This window comes from Streptomyces sp. SDT5-1 (assembly GCF_052245995.1).
Lineage (GTDB): Bacteria > Actinomycetota > Actinomycetes > Streptomycetales > Streptomycetaceae > Streptomyces.
This window is the reverse complement of record NZ_CM125963.1, coordinates 867,814-882,610: the sequence shown is the minus strand read 5'-3', so window position 1 is coordinate 882,610 and position 14,797 is coordinate 867,814. Positions and strand designations below refer to the sequence as shown.

General features: G+C 73.0%; 17 protein-coding genes. 6 read left to right on the top strand and 11 right to left on the bottom strand.

The window, feature by feature from the left end; all coding sequences use genetic code 11:
* Nucleotides 1-114: 114 nt before the first annotated feature.
* The 5 genes from ACTWJ8_RS04155 to ACTWJ8_RS04135 all read right to left on the bottom strand — a co-directional run bounded on the left by ACTWJ8_RS04155 (nucleotide 115) and on the right by ACTWJ8_RS04135 (nucleotide 4,063).
* Entirely contained in the window at nucleotides 115-1,065 is a 951-nt protein-coding gene (locus ACTWJ8_RS04155) for a hypothetical protein (RefSeq protein WP_356380348.1), read from the bottom strand.
* A gap of 132 nt (nucleotides 1,066-1,197) precedes the next feature.
* The gene (locus ACTWJ8_RS04150) at nucleotides 1,198-1,596 is read right to left on the bottom strand and encodes a hypothetical protein (RefSeq protein WP_356380345.1); all 399 of its coding nucleotides are present in this window, start codon (nucleotides 1,594-1,596) and stop codon (nucleotides 1,198-1,200) included.
* Between the two features lie 434 nt (nucleotides 1,597-2,030).
* Complete coding sequence (locus ACTWJ8_RS04145; RefSeq protein ID WP_356380343.1) at nucleotides 2,031-2,267, bottom strand: hypothetical protein; 237 nt, start codon at nucleotides 2,265-2,267, stop codon at nucleotides 2,031-2,033.
* An 89-nt stretch (nucleotides 2,268-2,356) separates the two neighbouring features.
* Nucleotides 2,357-2,863 (bottom strand): nitroreductase family deazaflavin-dependent oxidoreductase, encoded by a 507-nt coding sequence (locus tag ACTWJ8_RS04140; RefSeq protein WP_443262926.1) that lies wholly within the window; start codon nucleotides 2,861-2,863, stop codon nucleotides 2,357-2,359.
* 30 nt (nucleotides 2,864-2,893) lie between these two features.
* Nucleotides 2,894-4,063, bottom strand: a complete 1,170-nt coding sequence (locus ACTWJ8_RS04135) for an FAD-dependent oxidoreductase (RefSeq protein WP_443262925.1) — start codon at nucleotides 4,061-4,063, stop codon at nucleotides 2,894-2,896.
* 105 nt (nucleotides 4,064-4,168) lie between these two features.
* Between ACTWJ8_RS04135 and ACTWJ8_RS04130 the strand changes: the two genes are divergently transcribed.
* A complete protein-coding gene (locus tag ACTWJ8_RS04130) occupies nucleotides 4,169-4,858 on the top strand; it encodes a TetR/AcrR family transcriptional regulator (protein WP_443262924.1) in 690 nt (229 codons plus the stop codon).
* The gene (locus ACTWJ8_RS04125; RefSeq protein ID WP_356380331.1) at nucleotides 4,851-5,393 is read left to right on the top strand and encodes a MarR family winged helix-turn-helix transcriptional regulator; all 543 of its coding nucleotides are present in this window, start codon (nucleotides 4,851-4,853) and stop codon (nucleotides 5,391-5,393) included. Before ACTWJ8_RS04130 ends, ACTWJ8_RS04125 begins: the two co-directional genes overlap by 8 nt.
* Here the strand turns inward: ACTWJ8_RS04125 and ACTWJ8_RS04120 are convergent.
* Complete coding sequence (locus ACTWJ8_RS04120; protein ID WP_443264799.1) at nucleotides 5,390-7,090, bottom strand: chloride channel protein; 1,701 nt, start codon at nucleotides 7,088-7,090, stop codon at nucleotides 5,390-5,392. The genes ACTWJ8_RS04125 and ACTWJ8_RS04120 overlap by 4 nt on opposite strands.
* 213 nt (nucleotides 7,091-7,303) lie before the next feature.
* Here ACTWJ8_RS04120 and ACTWJ8_RS04115 point away from each other — a divergent pair, with 213 nt between their 5' ends.
* Nucleotides 7,304-8,302, top strand: a complete 999-nt coding sequence (locus ACTWJ8_RS04115; protein WP_443262922.1) for an NAD-dependent epimerase/dehydratase family protein — start codon at nucleotides 7,304-7,306, stop codon at nucleotides 8,300-8,302.
* Between the two features lie 18 nt (nucleotides 8,303-8,320).
* Here the strand turns inward: ACTWJ8_RS04115 and ACTWJ8_RS04110 are convergent, their stop codons facing one another.
* The 4 genes from ACTWJ8_RS04110 to ACTWJ8_RS04095 form a co-directional block, all read right to left on the bottom strand.
* Complete coding sequence (locus tag ACTWJ8_RS04110) at nucleotides 8,321-8,707, bottom strand: ankyrin repeat domain-containing protein (protein WP_443262921.1); 387 nt, start codon at nucleotides 8,705-8,707, stop codon at nucleotides 8,321-8,323.
* Between the two features lie 96 nt (nucleotides 8,708-8,803).
* Nucleotides 8,804-10,267 (bottom strand): catalase, encoded by a 1,464-nt coding sequence (locus tag ACTWJ8_RS04105; RefSeq protein ID WP_443262920.1) that lies wholly within the window; start codon nucleotides 10,265-10,267, stop codon nucleotides 8,804-8,806.
* A gap of 160 nt (nucleotides 10,268-10,427) precedes the next feature.
* A complete protein-coding gene (locus tag ACTWJ8_RS04100) occupies nucleotides 10,428-11,534 on the bottom strand; it encodes a sensor histidine kinase (protein ID WP_443262919.1) in 1,107 nt (368 codons plus the stop codon).
* A gap of 2 nt (nucleotides 11,535-11,536) precedes the next feature.
* Complete coding sequence (locus ACTWJ8_RS04095; RefSeq protein ID WP_356380317.1) at nucleotides 11,537-12,289, bottom strand: response regulator transcription factor; 753 nt, start codon at nucleotides 12,287-12,289, stop codon at nucleotides 11,537-11,539.
* Nucleotides 12,290-12,403: 114 nt separating this feature from the next.
* On the opposite strand from ACTWJ8_RS04095, the gene ACTWJ8_RS04090 reads away from it, so the two are divergent.
* The 3 genes from ACTWJ8_RS04090 to ACTWJ8_RS04080 are packed head-to-tail and all read left to right on the top strand — an operon-like array spanning nucleotide 12,404 to nucleotide 14,429.
* Nucleotides 12,404-13,105, top strand: coding sequence for a glycosyltransferase family 2 protein (locus ACTWJ8_RS04090; protein ID WP_356380314.1), 702 nt, complete (start codon nucleotides 12,404-12,406; stop codon nucleotides 13,103-13,105).
* Nucleotides 13,102-13,722 (top strand): TIGR04282 family arsenosugar biosynthesis glycosyltransferase, encoded by a 621-nt coding sequence (locus ACTWJ8_RS04085; RefSeq protein ID WP_356380311.1) that lies wholly within the window; start codon nucleotides 13,102-13,104, stop codon nucleotides 13,720-13,722. The genes ACTWJ8_RS04090 and ACTWJ8_RS04085 overlap by 4 nt, the downstream gene beginning before the upstream one ends.
* Nucleotides 13,719-14,429 (top strand): class I SAM-dependent methyltransferase, encoded by a 711-nt coding sequence (locus tag ACTWJ8_RS04080; protein ID WP_356380309.1) that lies wholly within the window; start codon nucleotides 13,719-13,721, stop codon nucleotides 14,427-14,429. The genes ACTWJ8_RS04085 and ACTWJ8_RS04080 overlap by 4 nt, the downstream gene beginning before the upstream one ends.
* Here the strand turns inward: ACTWJ8_RS04080 and ACTWJ8_RS04075 are convergent.
* Nucleotides 14,327-14,794, bottom strand: coding sequence for a hypothetical protein (locus ACTWJ8_RS04075; RefSeq protein WP_356380306.1), 468 nt, complete (start codon nucleotides 14,792-14,794; stop codon nucleotides 14,327-14,329). The genes ACTWJ8_RS04080 and ACTWJ8_RS04075 overlap by 103 nt on opposite strands.
* Nucleotides 14,795-14,797: the final 3 nt, after the last annotated feature.

Genomic DNA, 14,797 nt, shown 5'->3' with positions numbered 1-14,797 from the left:
GCGTCTCTCCAGGCCGGTGACGCCCGGCACTCGTCGTCGTGTGGCCGCCCGCGGCCGTGAGATGGGAAGCGGGCACTCCCCACGTCCGTCCGACGCGTCGAAGTGCCCGCCGCGTTACGCGATGTCGGCCGCGAGTTTCAGCCGCTTGTCGATCTGCTTGCGCACATCGTTCAGCGCCTCGGCGTTCTGCTCGATCATCTGCTTCTGGTAGGCGACGTCGACGGAGTACCAGACGCCCAGCACGTTGTACTTGTGCTTGCAGGCCACGTCGGCCGCGGCGACCTGCTGCTCACGGGGCGTGGCCGTGGCGGTCTTCTGCCACTGGCGGTCGTCGTTGGCCTTCATCGGGTCGGCGTAGGCGTAGCCCTTGTCCTTCATGCAGGCCGACCACTTGGTGAAGACCGCGCGGACCCGCTTGTCGTTGTACGACTTGGCCCAGCTGTCGCTGTTGACCCGCACCACCACGGGGGCGTCGCCGAAGTCCTGCGACGAGGTGGCGCCCAGCTTGCGGTCGGCCTCGCCGATGCAGCCGCCCGCAGGGACCTTGTGGCCGTTGATCCGCTGGCCGCCCTTGGCCTGTGCGGAACCGGGCTTGACCTTCGCGTCCTGGGTGCCGGTCAGCGCCGTGGTCGCGGCGGGCGCCATCTTCACCGGGGCCGGCTTGACGACCTTGCGCTCGGACCCCGCGGGCTTGTAGCCGTGCACCGCCGCGTCGTCGGCGTCGGTCACGCCGTACCGGAACTGCGCGATGCTCTTGGGCTGGAACGTGTTCTGCGCCTTCTGGTCCTCGTACGGGAAACCGAAGCGGCGCATGCACTCGCGGCGCAGGACCACCCGGGCGTTGTCCAGCTGCTGGGTCTGGTCCTTGGTGTACATGTACGCCTCGATGGGCAGCGACTGGTCCGTCGTGGAGGCGAGTTTCGGCGCGGTGGAGGTGCGGGGGACCGAACCGGCCTTGGTGTCGCCCGAGTCGCTCGAACCGGAGGAGTCGCAGCCGGCCAGGGCCAGCACAGTGGCGATGCTGCCGAAGGCCAGTACGGTCAGGTGGAGTTGGCGCCTGCGCATGATGATGCTCATCCTTGGGGTGACGTGAGGTCGCTCTGGTGGAACAGCCACTGGCTAGACTGCGAGGAGGGGTGTGCTGCCCAGCTGCATTGGGCAGCACACCCCGTTCATCGGGTGGTGCTCAGGGTCGGCCTAGTAGAACTTGCCCGACGCGTTCTCGTTCTTGAGCGTCGTGTTCAGGTTGGCCTGACCACCGGCGGCGATCGACTGGGAAGCGCCCGCGTAGTTGCTGTTGTAGTACTCGCGGATGCCGTTGTAGAAGTCCCAGTTGTCCACCGAGGCGGTGTTGTTCTTCACCGGGAGGCCCGCACCGGCGCTGCCGGCGGCGCTGGCGCTGAAGTAGTAACCGGCGTAGTTGGGAATGTCGAAGTACTGCCGGTAGAAGGCGCCGGAGTAGTTGCTGTTGTAGTAGAGGCAGGCGTAACCACTGGTGCAGGTCTCGGCGGCGTTCGCCGGGCCCGCGGTGGAGAGCGCGGTGCCGAGGCCCGCGAGGGTGACGGCGCCCGCCAGGGCGAGTCTTCTGACGCGCATGGCACGTCCTTTCGTCGAGAACGGCAGCGTCGATCCCTCAACTGCCGTTCGTGATCGGGTCGTTGAGCCACGCAGAATCTAGGCCGCCGGTCATCCCCGAACAACAAAAGTTGATCTCGGTGGCCTAAACCATTCCGTCCCGATCGCGCCGTCCCGACGATCACGCGCTGCCACCACGACGGCGTCCGCGCGACGGAGCGCGACCACCGAATGATGCGGAAGTAGGGGGAATAGAGGGGAACGGGAGGCTTGTCCCCCTAAGTGGAATGAGTGCCCCTCATTCGGACTCCGGGCTTCCCTCGCCCCAACCCTTCGAAATCGGGCGTGCGACGGCCCGGATGTTGGCCGATCCCCGCCCCTGACCCGGCCCCCGCCTTCGACAGAAAAGCGCCGGGGCCGACCCGCGGTGGGTCGGCCCCGGCCTCGTAGCGGCGTCAGCCCTGCTGGAGTCGCGTCCTCAGCAGCTGCTTGCCAAGGTCGGCGCCCTTGCGGCTGTCGGCCTGCGCCTTGCGGAACAGTTCGGCGAGCTCGCCGTCCTTGGTGCGCTCGGCGTCCTGGATGTACGTCTCCAGGCGCAGCGCGTTGCTGAGGCAGGACTCGACGAACCAGACGAGGTTGTAGTCCTTGTCGAGCGTGCCGGTGACCTCACCGGTCTCGGCCGTGGTCGTCATGACGGTCCTCCGTGTCGTCGTCTCGTCTCGGTGGACTGTGTGCTGCGGCCGGGTACCCGGGCTCTGGAGACGTACGCACACGGAAGCGACTATGTCGTGCGGGTGCCGGGCGCGCGCTCGAGGCGCACGAACGGGATCCGGCGGCCTGCCGCGCGGAACGAGTCCTCGCTGCCGTCCGTCTCGAACCCCATGAAGGCGCACAGCTTGCGGGCGGTCCGCGGGTGCTCGGGGGCGTAGCGGGCCATGACGGCGGCGCCCTCGTCGGGCGTGAGGAAGCGGGCGTCGACGATGTGGCGGTGGGCGCCGTGCTGGATCAGGGTGCGCGGGGTGCGGCGCAGGTTCTGGTACCAGGCGGACTTGGGGCCGAAGCCCGAGGCGAGGGTCCAGGTGCCGCGCTCCGCGTCGTGCGCGACGACTTCCAGGACCACGCGCCGGTGCAGTCCCGACGTGCGGCCCTTGTGGTGCAGCAGGAGGAGTCGCTTGCCGAGCAGCGGGCCGAGGCCCGCGCGGTACAGGCCGATGGGCAGGCGGGCCAGTCGGCGCCGGAGTCCGGTGGGGAGGGCCGGTCGGCCGTCGAGGGTGCGGGGAAGCGGCATCGCCCGTGCCTTTCGTGGGACGTCGTCGGGTCAGGCTCCCGCGGCCTCCCGCACCGTTTCGCCCGCGGCGGTGAAGAAGTCGACGAGCGAGTGCGGTGCGCGGTCGCCGAGGCAGAGGTCCAAGATCTCACGCGCGTCCCCGTAGAAGGGGGAGGTGCGGGCGAACATGGCCTCCTCGTACGAAGCGAGGGCGGCCTCGACGTCGCCGGGGTGCGCGGCGATCGCCCGGCCGAGTTCGGCGCCGTCGAACATCGCGAGGTTCGCGCCGTCACCGGACGGCGGCATGAGGTGCGCGGCGTCGCCGAGGAGCGTGACACCCGGGACGCGGTCCCAGCGGTGGTCGTCGGGCAGCGTGTGGATCATGCGGGCGACCGGGGCGGACTCGCCGTCCGTGATCAGCGCCGTCAGCTCCGGGGCCCAGCCGTCGAACTCCGCCGCGATCCGGGCCTTCGCCGCCCGCGCGTCCGTGAAGTCGATCGCGTCGAACCAGTCGGCGGGGCGGGTCAGTTGGACGTACGTGTGGATGATCCCGCCGGCCTCGCGGTGCGCGTTGATGCCCTTGCCGGGGGAGGGGGCGAGCAGCGCGCCCGCGCCGACCGCGCGCGCCGCCGCGGGGTGCCGCGCGTCGACGTCGTGCAGATAGGTCTCGACGAACGTCGTGTCGGTGTACGTGGGTGTGGCGGCGGAGACGAGCGGCCGGACCTTCGACCACGCGCCGTCGGCGCCGACGAGCAGACCGGTGGTGACGGTCGAGCCGTCGGCGAAGGTCAGCTCGTGGCGGCCGGAGCCGAGCGGGCGGACGGCGGTGAGCTTGTGGCCCCAGCGGACGGTGCCCTCGGGCAGCGAGTCGAGCAGGATGCGGCGCAGGTCGCCGCGGAGCACCTCGGGGCGGTGTGCCTGGCCGTCGTCCGGCTCGTCGAGCAGCACCTCGCCGTGCCGGTCGAGCACACGCAGGGCCTCCGCGCCCTCGTGGATGATCGCGCGGAACTCCTCTGTGAGCCCCGCCGCGGCGAGCGCGGCCTGCCCGTCGGCCTCGTGCATGTCGAGCTGGCCGCCCTGGCTGCGGGCGTCGGGCGAGGGATCGGATTCGTGGACCGTCGCCGGGATGCCGTGGAGGTGCAGGACGCGGGCGAGCACGAGGCCGCCGAGACCCGCGCCGACGATGGTGACGGGGGTGGGGGTGGGTGTCGTGGTGTTCATGATCGGGCTCCGTTTCGTGGCGATCTCCTGAAGCGACTGGAACGGTGTTCCAGTGTCGGTTCCACCAGTTTGGAACAACGTTCCAGTCATGTCAAAATGTGATCCATGGCGACCAGGGCACAACGGACCGAGCGGCGCACCGACGCGCTCTCGAAGGAGCGGATCGTCGAGGCGGCGATCGGCATCCTCGACACGGAGGGCGAGAAGGCGCTGACCTTCCGTGCGCTGTCGGCGCGCCTCGCCACCGGGGCGGGGGCGATCTACTGGCACGTCGCGAACAAGGACGAGCTGCTCGCCGCCGCCACCGAGGACGTCGTCACCCGCGTCCTGGCAGGCATCACGCCCGGGGCCGACCCGCGCGAGGGCATCCGCGCGCTCGCGCTCGGGGTGTTCGACGCCATCGACGCCCACCCGTGGGTCGGCGCGCAGCTCTCCCGCGAGCCGTGGGGGCCTGCGCTGTTGCAGATCTTCGAAGGGTTCGGCGGCCGGGTCCAGGAGCTGGGCGTCGCCCGGGACGCGCAGTTCGACGCCGCGTCCGCGCTCCTGAACTACGTCCTCGGGGCGGCCGCCCAGAACGCGGCGAACGCCCGCCTGGTTCTGCCCGGCGCCGCCACGGACCGCTCCTCGTTCCTCGGCGGCATCGCCTCCCAGTGGGCGGAACTCGACGCCGCACGCCATCCGTTCCTGCGGCAGGTGGCGGAGGAATTGCCCGAACACGACGACCGGGCGCAGTTCCTCGCGGGCATCGACCTCATACTGACGGGCATCGACACCGCGAGGAGGGCGCATGGCTGACAGCGGGAGCGGGGCCGGAGCGGAGGGCCGCGACGACGTGGACGCGGTGACGCGGGCGGTGCTCACCGCGTCGCGGCTGCTGGTCGCCGTGTCGGCCCGGTCCCTCGCGGAGGTCGAGGACCGGGTGACGCTCGCTCAGTTCCGGATGCTGGTCGTGCTGTCGACGCGCGGCGCCACCAAACTCGTCACGCTCGCCGACCAGTTGCACGTGGCGCCCTCGACGGCGATGCGGATGGTGGACCGGCTGATCGCCGCCGGGCTCGCGGACCGCCGCGCCAACCCCGCCAACCGCCGCGAGACACTGCTGCAGTTGACCGACGAGGGCCGCCGCACCGTCGAGAACGTGACGGCCCGCCGCCGCGAGGACATCGCGGGGATCGTCGAGCGCCTGGACCCGGACCAGCGGGCCTCGCTGATCGGCGCGCTCGACGCGTTCAACGAGGCCGGCGGCGAACCCTCCGCGCCCGACGGCTCCGACCCGACCCTGCACCCGCTCGGCTGGGCCGACCTGCCGACGGGCGGCGCCACCCGTTAAGCGGGCTGCTGTACGCGGGCGGGCGTGTTGTGCAGCGCCCGCAGTGCCCCCTGGTGGCTGAGCCACCCCGCCGGCTCGTCCTTGTCCGCGTCCATCACGGGAAGCCCCGTGCCGGGCGCCGCGAGCAGGGTGTGCAGGGCCGTCGCCAGCGGCTGGTCCGTGGTGACCCGCGGGGCGGGCAGGGCCAGTTCGCCCACCGTGGCCGGCGCCCCGTCCGGCTGCTCCGCCAGCGTCTCGGCGACGGCCTGCGCCGTGACGACGCCGACATGCGCACCGGTCTCGTCGCGCACGGGCAGCGCCCCGTGGCCGGAGCGGCTCAACAGCTCGGCGGCGTCCGCGAGGCGCAGCGACGCGGGCAGGGGAGCGGGCAGCGGCTCCAGGACCGAGGACACCTCCTGGCCGCCGAGCGGCGCGCCGGGCGCGGGACCGTCGAGGTCGATGCCGCGGCGGCGCAGCTTCAGCGTGTAGATGGTGTCCCGGGTGAGCAGCCGGCTGACGGCCGTCGCGAGGACGATCGCCAGCATCAGCGGCAGGATGATCGAGTACTCGCCGGTCAGCTCGAAGAGGATCACCACGGCGGTGATCGGAGCCCGCGACGAGCCCGCGAAGACGGCGCCCATGCCCACCAGCGCGTACGCACCGACGGCACCCGCCGTGCCGGGCAGCAGCGCGTGCGCGCCCGCGCCGAACGCCGCGCCCAGCATCGCCCCGATGAACAGGCTCGGCGCGAACACCCCGCCCGAGCCGCCGACCCCGATGGTGAGGCTCGTGGCGATCATCTTGCCGACGAGCAGGAGCAGCAGGAACCCGATCGCGTACCCGCCCTCCGTGGCCTTCTCCAGGACCGGGTATCCGACCCCGTACATCTCGGGGAGCGCGAGCAGGACCAGGCCGAGCGCGAGGCCGCCGACCGCGGGGCGCAGCCACTCGGGGCCGCGCCACAGCCAGTCGCAGGCGTCCTCGATGGCGTACAGGACCCGCGAGAAGCCGACGCCGACCGCGCCCGCGACGACGCCGAGCACCGCGAACAGGGCGTACTGGCCCAGGTGTTGGACGGGGAAGTCGGGCAGGTTCAGGAACGCCACGTCGCCGAACGCGGCCCGGCCGATCACGCTCGCGGTGACACTCGCCAGGACCGTCGCGCCGAACGCCTCGACGGTGAACGCCCGCAGGATCAGCTCCATCGCGAAGAACACCCCGGCCAGCGGCGCGTTGAACGTCGCCGCGATGCCGCCCGCCGCGCCGCACGCCACGAGCAGCTTCAGGCGCTCCTCCGAGAGCCCGGTGACGCGGCCGAGCGTGGAGCCGAGCGCCGAACCGATCTGCACGATCGGCCCCTCGCGCCCCACCGAACCGCCCGAGCCGATGGTCAGCGCCGACGCGAGCGTCTTCACCACGGCGACCTTCGGGCTGATCCGGCCGCCGCGCTTGGCGACCGCCAGCATCACCTCCGGCACGCCGTGCCCGCGCGCCTCCTTGGCGAAGCGGTTGACCAGCGGCCCGTAGAGCAGCCCGCCGACGACGGGCGCGACGAGCACGAAGAACGGGCCGAGCCAGGGGACGTGCGGGTTGGCGCTGCCCGGGTCCGCCGCGTAGTCGTCGTGCCCCGACAGCAGCCGGGTGAACGTCTGGATGCACCAGCGGAAGACGATCGAGCCGAGTCCCGCCCCCGCGCCGACGAGCACCGCGAGGACCATCGTCGAACCCCGGCCGCCGAGCGCCGACCGCATCGCCCGCAGGCCGCCTCCTGTGCCACTCACTCTTTGTCCGCCTCACCTTTGCACCATGCAAAATACCGACCTTTGCATTATGCAAAACGTGTCAAGGGGCCAAGGGGGAGGGTCTTACGGAGTCGTGACGCCTCGGCCCGTTGCCGTGGCGCGCGGGCCTCGGCGGCCTAGCGTGGCGGCATGCGAGTTCTGGTCACCGGCGGTGCCGGGTTCATCGGGTCCCATGTCGTCGAGGCGCTCACCGCGCGCGGGCACGAGCCCGTCGTGTTCGACGTGCGGGAGGACCCGGGCGCCGATGTGCGCGACCCCGAGGCGGTCGCACGCGCCCTGGCGGGCGTCGACGCCGTGTGCCACCAGGCGGCCATGGTCGGCCTCGGCAACGGCGTCGCCGACGCGGCCGCGTACGTCTCCCGCAACGACCTCGGCACGGCCGTCCTGCTCGCGGCCATGGCCGAGGCCGGGGTGCCGCGCCTGGTGCTCGCCGGGTCGATGGTCGTCTACGGGGAGGGCCGCTACGCCTGCCCCCGGCACGGCGTCGTCCGGCCGGGCCCGCGTGCCGTCGCCGACCTCGACGCGGGACGGTTCGAGCCCCGGTGTCCCGACTGCGGCGCCGAGCTGGCGCCGGGCCTCGTCGGCGAGGACGCCCCCGCCGACCCGCGCAATGTGTACGCCGCGACCAAGCTCGCGCAGGAACACCTCGCCGCCGCCTGGGCCCGCTCGACCGGCGGCACGGCGGTCTCGCTGCGCTACCACAACGTGTACGGCCCCCGGATGCCCCGCGACACCCCGTACGCCGGTGTCGCCTCCTTCTTCCGCTCGGCGCTCGCCCGCGGTGAGGCGCCCCGCGTCTTCGAGGACGGCCGCCAGCGGCGCGACTTCGTGCACGTACGGGACGTCGCCGAGGCCAATGCGGTGGCCCTGGAGGCCGACGGCGAACCCGGCGCCCTGCGCGCGTACAACACGGGCAGCGGGACGCCGCACACCGTCGGCGAGATGGCCTCCGCGCTCGCCGCGGCGTACGGCGGACCCGAGCCCGTCGTGACCGGGGAGTACCGCCTCGGCGACGTCCGACACATCACCGCCGACTCGGCGCGGCTGCGCGCGGAGCTCGGCTGGAAGCCGGACGTGGAATTCGCCGACGGCGTACGGGAGTTCGCGCGCGCCGCGATGGACCGCTGACGCGAGCCGGAAGAGGTGTCAGCCGGGCAGCAGGTGTGCGCGGCCGAACATCGCGGCCGCCGCGCGCGCCGTCGGGGTACCCGCGTCGAGGTCCGCGCCGGCCTCGACGAGGACCGCCGCCACGTCCTCCTCGCCCTTGAACAGGGCCCCGGCGACGGGCGACTGGTCGCGCGCGTTGCGCAGATCGGGGTCGGCACCGAGGCGCAGCAGGGCGCGCACCGTGTCGGCGTGACCGTGGTAGGCGGCCAGCATCAGCGGGCTGTTGGACTGCGCGTCGGTCACGTCCACGGGCAGCCCGTGCTCGACGAACTCCACGAGTTCCGCGGTCCTTCCCTCCCGCGCCAGGTCGAGGGCGAGGGCGACGACCCGCTCCGTCTGCTCGGGCGTCAGCGCGGCGCTGTTCACACGTACCACTCCTGATGAACTGAACGTAGGGGCCGGCCGGACGGGCGGAGCCCGGCGCGCGGAACGGGCCGCGCGCCGGGCTCCGCCCGTGCGGGCTCAGAGGGTGCCGGCCGCCAGGGCCTCGATCGCCTTGCGGACGCCCGCGCCGTAGGCCGGGTCGGCCTGCGTGCAGTTGGCGATGTGCCGCTCGACGGTCGCCTGCGACGCGCCGTTGATGGCACGCGCCGTGTTCTCGAACAGGACCTGCTGCTGCTCGGGCGTCATCAGCCGGAACAGATTGCCGGGCTGCTCGAAGTAGTTGTCGTCGTCCTCCCGGTAGTCGAACCGGTCGGCGACGGCGCCCACGGCCTGCGCCGGGTCGCGGTAGGCGGGCTGCTCGCGCCAGCGGCCGTACGAGTTGGGCTCGATGCCGGGCGTGGCCCCCTGGTTGCCGTCGACGCGCATGGCGCCGTCGCGGTGGTAGGAGTTGACCGGGTTCTTCGGGGCGTTGACCGGGATCTGGTGGTGGTTCACGCCGAGGCGGTAGCGCTGGGCGTCACCGTAGGAGAAGAGCCGGCCCTGGAGCATCCGGTCGGGCGAGAAGCTGATGCCCGGCACCACGTTGGCGGGGCTGAACGCGGCCTGCTCGACGTCCGCGAAGTAGTTGTCCGGGTTGCGGTTCAGCTCCCACTCGCCGACCTCGATCAGCGGGTAGTCCTTCTTCGACCAGACCTTGGTGAGGTCGAAGGGGTGGAAGCGGTAGTTCTCCGCGTCGGCCTCCGGCATGACCTGGATGAACAGCTTCCACTTCGGGAAGTCGCCGCGCTCGATCGCGTCGAACAGGTCCCGCTGGTGGGACTCGCGGTCCTTGCCGACGAGGGCCTCCGCCTCGGCGTCGGTGAGGTTCTTGATGCCCTGCTGCGTGCGGTGGTGGAACTTCACCCAGAACCGCTCGCCCTCGGCGTTGATCAGGCTGTACGTGTGGGAGCCGAAGCCGTGCATGTGCCGGTACGAGGCGGGGATGCCGCGATCCGACATCACGATGGTGACCTGGTGCAGGGCCTCGGGGAGGTTCGTCCAGAAGTCCCAGTTGTTCTCGGGGTCGCGCAGGTTCGTGCGCGGGTCGCGCTTGACCGCGTGGTTGAGGTCGGGGAACTTCAGCGGGTCGCGGAAGAAGAACACCGGGGTGTTGTTGCCGACCAGGTCCCAGTTGCCCTCGTCCGTGTAGAACTTCAGGGCGAAACCGCGGATGTCGCGCTCGGCGTCGGCCGCGCCGCGCTCACCGGCGACGGTGGAGAACCGGGCGAACATGTCGGTCCTCTTGCCGACCTCGGAGAAGATCTTCGCGTTCGTGTACCGCGTGATGTCGTGCGTGACCGTGAACGTGCCGAAGGCGCCCGACCCCTTGGCGTGCATCCGGCGCTCCGGGATGACCTCGCGGTCGAAGTGCGCGAGCTTCTCCAGGAACCACACGTCCTGGAGCAGCATGGGGCCGCGGGCGCCCGCGGTCATCGAGTTCTGATTGTCGGGAACCGGCGCACCGGCGACCGTGGTCAGCGGCTTCTGGTTGTTCTCGGGCAAGGCTGGCTCCTTCGGCGCGTTTCCGGGGCCTGTCCCTGGGGGCGAGCCAGAGGAAGACCCGGAGGAATGCGAATCGTGCGGTGGATCGTGGTTCAGATCCTAACTTGGACTGTGTCCAAGTCAAGCGAGGGTCCAAGTTCAGGCCGCACGGCAACCTGGATCAGGCGCTCGGCAAAGTGACCTCGAAGCGGCAGCCGCCGGGGATGTTCCGCACCGTCGCCCGGCCCGCGTGCGCCTCCACGATCCCGCGCACGATCGCGAGCCCCAGGCCCGCGCCCGCCGGGGGCGTACGGGCATGGGTCCCGCGCCAGCCGGTTTCGAAGACGCGCGGCAGGTCCTCCTCCGGGATGCCCCCACAGGCGTCCGACACCGACACCACCACGCCGTCGGGGGAGCGGTGCGCGGCCACGGCGACCGTGCCGTCGGCGGGCGTCCGTCGGATCGCGTTCACCAGGAGGTTGCCCAGGACCCGGCTCATCTCCTTGCCGTCGACCTCCACGGGCACCGGCTCCACCCGCTCGCCGACCAGCCGCACCCCGTGCTCGCGGGCGAGCGGGTCCGCCCCCGCCAGCGCGTCGCTCACCAGGTCGTACAGGGAGACCCGTGCCGGGGCGAGCGGCAGCGCGCCCGCGTGGATGCGGGACAGCTCGAAGAGGTCGCCCACCATGTCGTTGAGCCGCTCGACGTCGGTGCGCATCTGGCGCAGATAGCGGTCGGGGTCGGCGGCGACCCCGTCCTCCAGCGCCTCCGCCATCGCCCGCAGGCCCGCCAGCGGGGTGCGCAGATCGTGCGAGATCCAGGCCACCAGCTCGCGCCGCGAGGTCTCCAGGGCGCGCTCCCGCTCCCGGGACGCGGCGAGCTTCGCGCTGGTCGCCGCCAGCTCCCGGCTCAGCTCCTCCAGCTCGGCCGTGGCCGGGGCGTCGGGCGCGGCGAAGTCCCCGCCGTCCCCGAAGGAGCGCGCGGCGACGGCCAGTTCGCGGCTGCGGGCCACCACCCACCGGCCCAGCAGGAGCGCGGTCGCCAGCGAGACCACGGCCGCCATCGCCACCACCGTCGTCACCACGGTCAGGTCGTGCGGCGACAGGAACATCGCCCACGCCACGGCGAGCGTCCCCGCCAGCATCGCGACGACGCCGACGGTGGCGACCACGGCGATCGAGGCGGTGAGCGAGCGCCGGCGCAGCACCCGCAGCGCGCCCGCGCCGACCAGGCCCGTGGCGGCGGCGCCCGCGAACGCGTACAGGGCGATGAGCAGGATGTCGCGCACGGTCAGGCCTCCTCGGGCGCGGAGTCGGGGTCGGTCGTCGGCTCGAAGCGGTAGCCCACGCCCCACACCGTCTGGATCAGGCGCGGGCGGGCCGGATCGTCCTCGACCTTGCCGCGCAGCCGCCGGATGTGGACCGTGACCGTCGACAGGTCGCCGAAGTCCCAGCCCCACACCTCCCGCATCAGGTCCTCGCGGCTGAAGGCCCGCCCCGGGTGGCGCAGGAAGAACGCGAGCAGGTCGAACTCGCGGAGGGTGAGCGCCAGTTCGGCGCCGTCCCGGGTGGCGCGGCGCGCGGCCGGGTCGACCGTGAGGCCCGCCGCCCGCAGCGGGCCCTGCCGTGCGGCGGCGGGCTGGGCGCGGCGCAGCACCGACTCCACGCGCAGCACCAGCTCGCGCGGGCTGAACGGCTTCGTCACATAGTCGTCCGCGCCGACCTCGAGGCCGAGGATCCGGTCGTCCTCGTCGCCGCGCGCGGTCAGCATGATCACCGGCACGGGGCCGCGTTCACGCATTCGGCGGCACACCTCGAGGCCGTCCATGCCGGGCAGCATCAGATCGAGCACCACCAGGTCGGGGCGGTGTGCGGCGGCGCGCGCCAGGGCCGTGGGGCCGTCGTCGGCGCGCTCCACCCGGTGGCCCGCGCGGGCCAGGTAACCCGCCACCACCTCGGCGACCGTGGGATCGTCGTCGACGACCAGGACGCGGGCCGCGTTCTCGCCGGTCGGCGCCGCTGTGGGCTCGTGTGACTGCTGCATGCCCCCAGAGTCGCACCGCGCCGCGTCCGCCGGGTGTTCCGCTCGGTGCCGGGCGGCGGACGTCCGTGTTTCGTAAGGATCTCGCGCCCGAAATGTCGGAATCCGGCTCGTAGGGTGAGACCCGTGACAAGCCCACCCACCACCGTCGACGTGGTCCTTCCCTGCCTCAACGAGGCCGAGGCCCTGCCCTGGGTCCTCGACCGGATCCCGCCGCACTGGCGCGCCCTCGTCGTCGACAACGGCTCCACCGACGGCTCCGCCGGGATCGCCCGCTCGCTCGGCGCCCACGTCGTACGCGAGGAGCGCCGCGGATTCGGCGCCGCCTGCCACGCCGGGCTCACCGCGTCCGACGCCGACATCGTCTGCTTCTGCGACTGCGACGCCTCGCTCGACCCCGGCCTGCTCGTGCCGTTCGTGCGCGAAGTGACCGAAGGCGCGGCCGACCTGGTGCTCGGCAGGCGCCGCCCCACCCGGCGCGGCGCCTGGCCCGCCCACGCCCGCGCGGGCAACCTCGCCCTCGCCCGCATGCTCCGCCGCAGGACGGGACTGCGCCTGCACGACCTCGGACCCCTGCGCGCCGCACGCCGCGACGCGCTGCTCGGCCTCGACCTCACCGACCGGCGCAGCGGCTACCCGCTCCAGATGGTGGTGCGCGCCGCCGACGCCGGCTGGCGGATCGCCGAGCACGACGTGCCGTACCTGCCGCGCACCGGCGAGTCCAAGGTGACCGGCACCTGGCGCGGCACCTGGCACGCGGTGCGCGACATGAGCCGGGTCCTCGCCGAGAACCCCGTACACGAAGGGAGCACACGGTGAGCGCGCCGCCCGATCTGCTGGTCATCGCCAAGGAGCCGCGCCCCGGCCGGGTCAAGACGCGGCTCACCCCGCCGTTCACTCCGCGGGAGGCGGCGGGGCTCGCCGAGGCCGCGCTCGCCGACACCCTGGAGGCGGTCGCCGCGACCCCAGCGGCCCGCCGGATCCTCGTCCTCGACGGCGCGCCCGGACCCTGGCTGCCGCCCGGATTCGAGGTCGTGCCGCAGTGCGCGGGCGGCCTCGACGAACGCCTCGCCGCCGCCTTCGCCGCCTGCTCGGGGCCCGCGCTCCTCGTCGGCATGGACACCCCGCAGCTCACGCCCGACCTCCTCACCGTCGACTTCGCCGACTGCGACGCCTGGTTCGGACCCGCGCTCGACGGCGGCTTCTGGGCGCTCGGCCTGGCCACGCCCGACCCGGACCTGCTGCGCGGCGTCCCCATGTCCACGGCGCACACCGGCGCCGCGCAGCGCGCCCGGCTCACCGGCGCGGGGCTCCGCGTCCGCGACCTGCCCCCGCTCCGTGACGTCGACACGGCCGACGACGCCGCCGCCGTCGCGGCCGAGGCCCCGCACGGCCGCTTCGCGGCACGCCTGGCGCGCTGTCGGGTGGAGGCATGAGCGCCCCACCGGCCGCCCCGTGGGCCGGCGCCGACCCGTACTCCGCCGCCCTGCGCACCGGCCGCGGACCGCTCTTCCTGCGCCGCACCGACGGCTGGCTGCTGCCGCTGGAGGTCGAGCGCTGGTGCGCGCGGGCCGACGCCGTCGACCGGCAGGTGCTCGACCGCTGCGAGGGCGCCGTCCTCGACGTCGGCTGCGGCCCGGGACGCCTCGTCGCGGAACTCGCCGCACGCGGCCGCACCGCCCTCGGCGTCGACGTCAGCGAGGCCGCCGTCGCCCACAGCCGTGACCTCGGCGGGCAGGCGCTGTGCCGCTCGGTGTTCGACCCGCTGCCGGGCGAGGGCCGCTGGAACACCGTCCTGCTCATGGACGGCAACATCGGCATCGGCGGCGAACCCCACACCCTGCTCACCCGCATAGGTCAACTCCTCGCCCCCGGCGGCCTGTTGGTGGCCGAGGCCGCGCCCGTCGACGTGGACGAGCGCGCCAGCGTCGAGGTCACCGACTCGCCCGGACAGGCGGGAGGCCGCACCTTCCCGTGGGCGCGGCTCGGCACCCCCGCCCTCCTGCGCTACGCAGCCGGGGCCGGACTCCGCCCCGTCGATCAGTGGTCCGTGGGCGGCCGCCGCTTCGCGGCCCTGCGCACCCGCACCACGAGCACCAGCGCCGAACCCGCGAACAGCGCCGCCGTGATCAACAGCCAGTGACCGAGGTACGCGTCGGCCGAGCGGCCCGTCGCCGACCGGTACCGCTCGTCGACCGCCCCGCTGATCAGCGGGAACCACACGAGCAGCAGCAGTGCCGACAGGGCCGCGGGCACCCGCACGTACCCCACCCGCTCCCGCGGCCCCGCCGCCGCGATCCCGCGCAGCAGCAGCCGGTCCACGCCCGCGTACAGCGGCACCAGGACGAGGTCGTGCACGAGGGCGGCGCCGACGAACCACAGCGCCACGCCGAACCAGTCACCGGCCAGCAGCCGCACCCCCGCGTATCCGGCGAGCGCGAACGAGCAGAGCAGCACCAGCAGGTGCAGCGGACTGCCGAGGGGGAGCCGGGGAAGTCCACGCGGCATCAC

What these genes read in the sequence shown, in the direction of transcription:
- ACTWJ8_RS04155 (WP_356380348.1), bottom strand. Translation starts at nt 1,065, where the DNA reads ATGCGCAGGCGCCAACTCCACCTGACCGTACTGGCCTTCGGCAGCATC.
- ACTWJ8_RS04150 (WP_356380345.1), bottom strand. Translation starts at nt 1,596, where the DNA reads ATGCGCGTCAGAAGACTCGCCCTGGCGGGCGCCGTCACCCTCGCGGGC.
- ACTWJ8_RS04145 (WP_356380343.1), bottom strand. Translation starts at nt 2,267, where the DNA reads ATGACGACCACGGCCGAGACCGGTGAGGTCACCGGCACGCTCGACAAG.
- ACTWJ8_RS04140 (WP_443262926.1), bottom strand. Translation starts at nt 2,863, where the DNA reads ATGCCGCTTCCCCGCACCCTCGACGGCCGACCGGCCCTCCCCACCGGA.
- ACTWJ8_RS04135 (WP_443262925.1), bottom strand. Translation starts at nt 4,063, where the DNA reads ATGAACACCACGACACCCACCCCCACCCCCGTCACCATCGTCGGCGCG.
- ACTWJ8_RS04130 (WP_443262924.1), top strand. Translation starts at nt 4,169, where the DNA reads ATGGCGACCAGGGCACAACGGACCGAGCGGCGCACCGACGCGCTCTCG.
- ACTWJ8_RS04125 (WP_356380331.1), top strand. Translation starts at nt 4,851, where the DNA reads ATGGCTGACAGCGGGAGCGGGGCCGGAGCGGAGGGCCGCGACGACGTG.
- ACTWJ8_RS04120 (WP_443264799.1), bottom strand. Translation starts at nt 7,090, where the DNA reads ATGGTCCTCGCGGTGCTCGTCGGCGCGGGGGCGGGACTCGGCTCGATC.
- ACTWJ8_RS04115 (WP_443262922.1), top strand. Translation starts at nt 7,304, where the DNA reads ATGCGAGTTCTGGTCACCGGCGGTGCCGGGTTCATCGGGTCCCATGTC.
- ACTWJ8_RS04095 (WP_356380317.1), bottom strand. Translation starts at nt 12,289, where the DNA reads ATGCAGCAGTCACACGAGCCCACAGCGGCGCCGACCGGCGAGAACGCG.
- ACTWJ8_RS04080 (WP_356380309.1), top strand. Translation starts at nt 13,719, where the DNA reads ATGAGCGCCCCACCGGCCGCCCCGTGGGCCGGCGCCGACCCGTACTCC.
- ACTWJ8_RS04075 (WP_356380306.1), bottom strand. Translation starts at nt 14,794, where the DNA reads ATGCCGCGTGGACTTCCCCGGCTCCCCCTCGGCAGTCCGCTGCACCTG.